We start from the raw sequence: 3,535 nt of genomic DNA on the forward strand, positions 1-3,535 counted from the left end.
AACACACGCAGAAAACAAAAAACCCGGCATTGAGCCGGGTTCTTGCTGGCGAAGCGCGCATCGGTCAGTTGCGCTGCACATCGCCAAATGTGGTTGGTTGCGGGGGTAGGATTTGAACCTACGACCTTCGGGTTATGAGCCCGACGAGCTGCCAGACTGCTCCACCCCGCGTCAGAGAAAACAAAGTATAGGGTGATTAAGCACTCACGTCAATACTTTTGTCACGATCTTTTGCGCCATCCCGCGATTGCCGTGTTGTACCCGGATCGTCGCGCACAGTGCGGGCCCGTTCTTGCGCATCGTGCTCGCGGTAAGATGGCGGCCTTCGCATTTTCGCCGTCCCGCTCATGAAGATCGCCACCTGGAACATCAACTCGCTCAACGTCCGCAAGCAGCACGTGCTCGACTGGCTCGCACAGAGCAAAACCGACGTGCTGTGCCTGCAGGAACTGAAACTGCCCGACGAGAAATTTCCGCGCGCCGAGCTCGAGGCAGCCGGCTACCGCTGCTGGTTCGCGGGCCAGAAAACCTACAACGGCGTCGCGATCCTCGCACGCGACACGCTGCCCGTCGACGAGTCCGACGTCGTGCGCAACATCCCCGGCTTCGACGATCCGCAGCAGCGCGTGATCGCGGTGACGATCGCGGGCGCACGCATCATCTCCGCGTACTTCCCGAACGGACAGGCGCCCGACTCCGACAAGTTCGTCTACAAGATGCAGTGGCTCGATGCGTTGAGTGCATGGCTGCGCACGGAGCTGCAGCGCCATCCGAAGCTCGCGCTGCTCGGCGACTACAACATCGCGCCGGAAGACCGCGATGTGCACGATCCCGCAAAATGGGAAGGTCAGAACCTGGTGTCGCCGCAGGAGCGCGCGCATTTCGCGCAACTGATCGAACTTGGCCTGGTCGACGCGTTCCGCCGCTTCGAACAACCGGAAAAAACCTTCACGTGGTGGGACTACCGGATGCTCGCGTTCCGGCGCAATGCCGGCTTGCGCATCGATCATATTTTGCTGTCCGCCCCGCTCGCCGAGCTCTGCACGTCGTGCGAAGTCGATCGTGCGCCGCGCAAGTGGGAACAGCCTTCCGACCATACGCCCGTCGTCGCGCAACTCGAACTGGCCCGCGCGTGACGCGACAAACAAACGGGGCGCCGCATCGCGCAGCGCCCCGCCTCATTTTGGCAGCCCGCGTCGCAGCACGGCTCACGGCTCCAGATGCAGTTCCTGGATCTTGCGGGTAATCGTGTTGCGGCCGATCCCGAGCCGCTCGGCCGCCTCGACCTTGCGGCCGCGGGTGAAATCGAGCGCCTCGCGGATCACCGCGGCTTCGAAGCGACGCGCGAGTTCGTCCATCACGTCGGCCGAGTTCTCGCGCAGCAGACGCGCGACCTCCGTGCGCAAGCCGTGCTCCCACATCGGATAGCCGGCGGCACCGCCGTTCGGCGACGCGCCCGGCGGCTGAACCGTCAGCGGTTCGCCGGCCGCCGGATGCGCGTCGATCGGGTTGCCCGCCGCCGCGAAGGCTGTGCCCGACGGCACGAGATCGGGCGGCAGATCCTTGATCTCGACCGTCTGCGCCGGCGCCATCACGGTCAGCCAGTTGGCGAGATTCTCGAGCTGCCGCACGTTGCCCGGGAACGGTAGCGACGTCAGATAGACGAGCGCCTCATCCGACACGCGCTTGGGCTCGACACCCAGATCGCGCGCGCTCTTTTGCAGGAAGTGGCGCGTGAGCAGCGGAATGTCTTCCGAGCGTTCGCGCAGCGGCGGCAACCGCAGCCGGATCACGTTCAGCCGGTGATACAGATCCTCGCGGAACAGGCCCTGCCGCACGCGCGCCTCGAGATTCTGATGCGTCGCGGCGATCACGCGCACGTTCGAGCGCAATGGACTATGGCCGCCGACGCGATAGAACTGGCCGTCCGACAGCACGCGCAGCAGGCGCGTCTGCAAATCGAACGGCATGTCGCCGATTTCGTCGAGAAACAGCGTGCCGTTCTCCGCCTGCTCGAAACGGCCCTGACGCGTCGTCTGCGCGCCGGTGAACGCGCCGCGCTCGTGGCCGAACAGCTCGGACTCCAGCAGATCCTTCGGAATCGCCGCGGTGTTGAGCGCGATGAACGGCCCGTTCGCCCGCGGGCTATGACGGTGCAACGCGCGTGCGACAAGCTCCTTGCCGGTGCCTGATTCGCCCGTGATCAGCACGGTCGCGGCCGAATGCGACAGGCGGCCGATCGCGCGAAACATGTCCTGCATGGCCGGCGCCTGGCCGAGCATCTCGGGCGCCTCGGCCACGCGATCGTCCTCGGGCACGCCGCCGCGCAGGCTTTCCTCGACCGCACGACGGATCAGCTCGACCGCCTTGTCGACGTCGAACGGCTTCGCGAGGTATTCGAATGCGCCGCCCTGGAACGCCGCGACGGCGCTATCGAGATCGGAGAACGCGGTCATGATGATGACGGGCAGGCCCGGCATGCGCTCGTGCATCGCCTGCAGCAGCTCGAGGCCCGAGCCGCCCGGCATCCGAATGTCGGACACGAGCACCTGCGGCGTCTCGTGGTCGAGTGCGCTGAGCGCATCGCGCACGTTCGCAAAGCTCTTGGTCGCGAAACTCTCGCGGGCGAGCGCCTTTTCGAGCACCCAGCGGATCGATTGGTCGTCGTCAACTATCCAGATCGGCTTCATAGGTCGGTCAGATGTATCGGTGAATCGCGGTGTCGCCGCTCAGTAGTCGAGCGGCAGCAAAATCTGAAATTCGGTGCGTCCGGGCCGGCTCTCGACCTCGATGATCCCGTCGTGCTGCTGCACGAACGTCTGCGCGAGCGTGAGGCCGAGGCCGCTGCCGTCCTCGCGCCCGGACACGAGCGGATAGAAGATCCGGTCGCGAATCTCGTCCGGAATGCCGGGCCCGTTGTCGATCACACGCAAGTCCAGTGCCAGCTTGTAGAGGCGCTTCGCGATCGTGATCTTGCGGGCAACGCGCGTGCGCAGCTCGATCTTCGCGTCGCCCTGCGCGATCCGCTCGCGCAGCGCCTGCGCCGCGTTGCGCACGATGTTGAGCAATGCCTGGATCAGCTGCTCCTTGTCGCCGCGCAGGTCCGGCACGCTGACGTCGTAGTCGCGCTCGATCGACAGCCCGCGCGGGAATTCCGCGAGCATCACCGCGCGCACGCGCTCGCAGACTTCATGAATGTTCACGTCGCCGACGATATGCGGATGACGGTGCGGCTCGAGCAGGCGGTCGACGAGCGTCTGCAGACGATCGGACTCCTTGATGATGACCTGCGTGTATTCGCGCAGCTCGCCGCGCTCGCGTTCGCTCAGCTCGAATTCGAGCAGCTGCGCCGCGCCGCGGATGCCGCCGAGCGGGTTCTTGATTTCGTGCGCGAGGTTGCGGATCAGTTGCTTGTTGACCGCCGTGAGATCGTGAATGCGCTCCTCGCGGTCGGTGCGCGACTGGCGCTCGTTCTCGAACAGCTCGACGAGCACGAAGTCCGGCGCGGTCTCGAGAAAGCCGACGATCGCGTGCA

General features: G+C 65.3%; 3 protein-coding genes and 1 tRNA gene. 1 reads left to right on the plus strand and 3 read right to left on the minus strand.

All coding sequences use genetic code 11. The annotated features are described in order from the left end of the window. Positions 1 to 94: 94 nt before the first annotated feature. Positions 95 to 171 (minus strand) — tRNA-Met (locus tag KH616_RS23060). Positions 172 to 347: 176 nt separating this feature from the next. Between KH616_RS23060 and xth the strand changes: the two genes are divergently transcribed. Beyond that, positions 348 to 1,136, plus strand: a complete 789-nt coding sequence (gene xth, locus KH616_RS23065) for an exodeoxyribonuclease III (RefSeq protein WP_292252210.1) — start codon at positions 348 to 350, stop codon at positions 1,134 to 1,136. A gap of 72 nt (positions 1,137 to 1,208) precedes the next feature. On the opposite strand, the gene ntrC is transcribed toward xth, so the two are convergent. Together ntrC and glnL are read right to left on the minus strand one after the other, a co-directional pair. Further along, positions 1,209 to 2,690 (minus strand): nitrogen regulation protein NR(I), encoded by a 1,482-nt coding sequence (ntrC, locus tag KH616_RS23070; protein ID WP_292252211.1) that lies wholly within the window; start codon positions 2,688 to 2,690, stop codon positions 1,209 to 1,211. A gap of 39 nt (positions 2,691 to 2,729) precedes the next feature. Continuing rightward, positions 2,730 to 3,535: nitrogen regulation protein NR(II) (gene glnL, locus KH616_RS23075; protein ID WP_292252212.1), on the minus strand; the 806-nt coding region annotated here is incomplete at its 5' end.

This window comes from Burkholderia sp. (genome assembly GCF_018375725.1).
Taxonomy (GTDB): Bacteria; Pseudomonadota; Gammaproteobacteria; order Burkholderiales; family Burkholderiaceae; genus Burkholderia.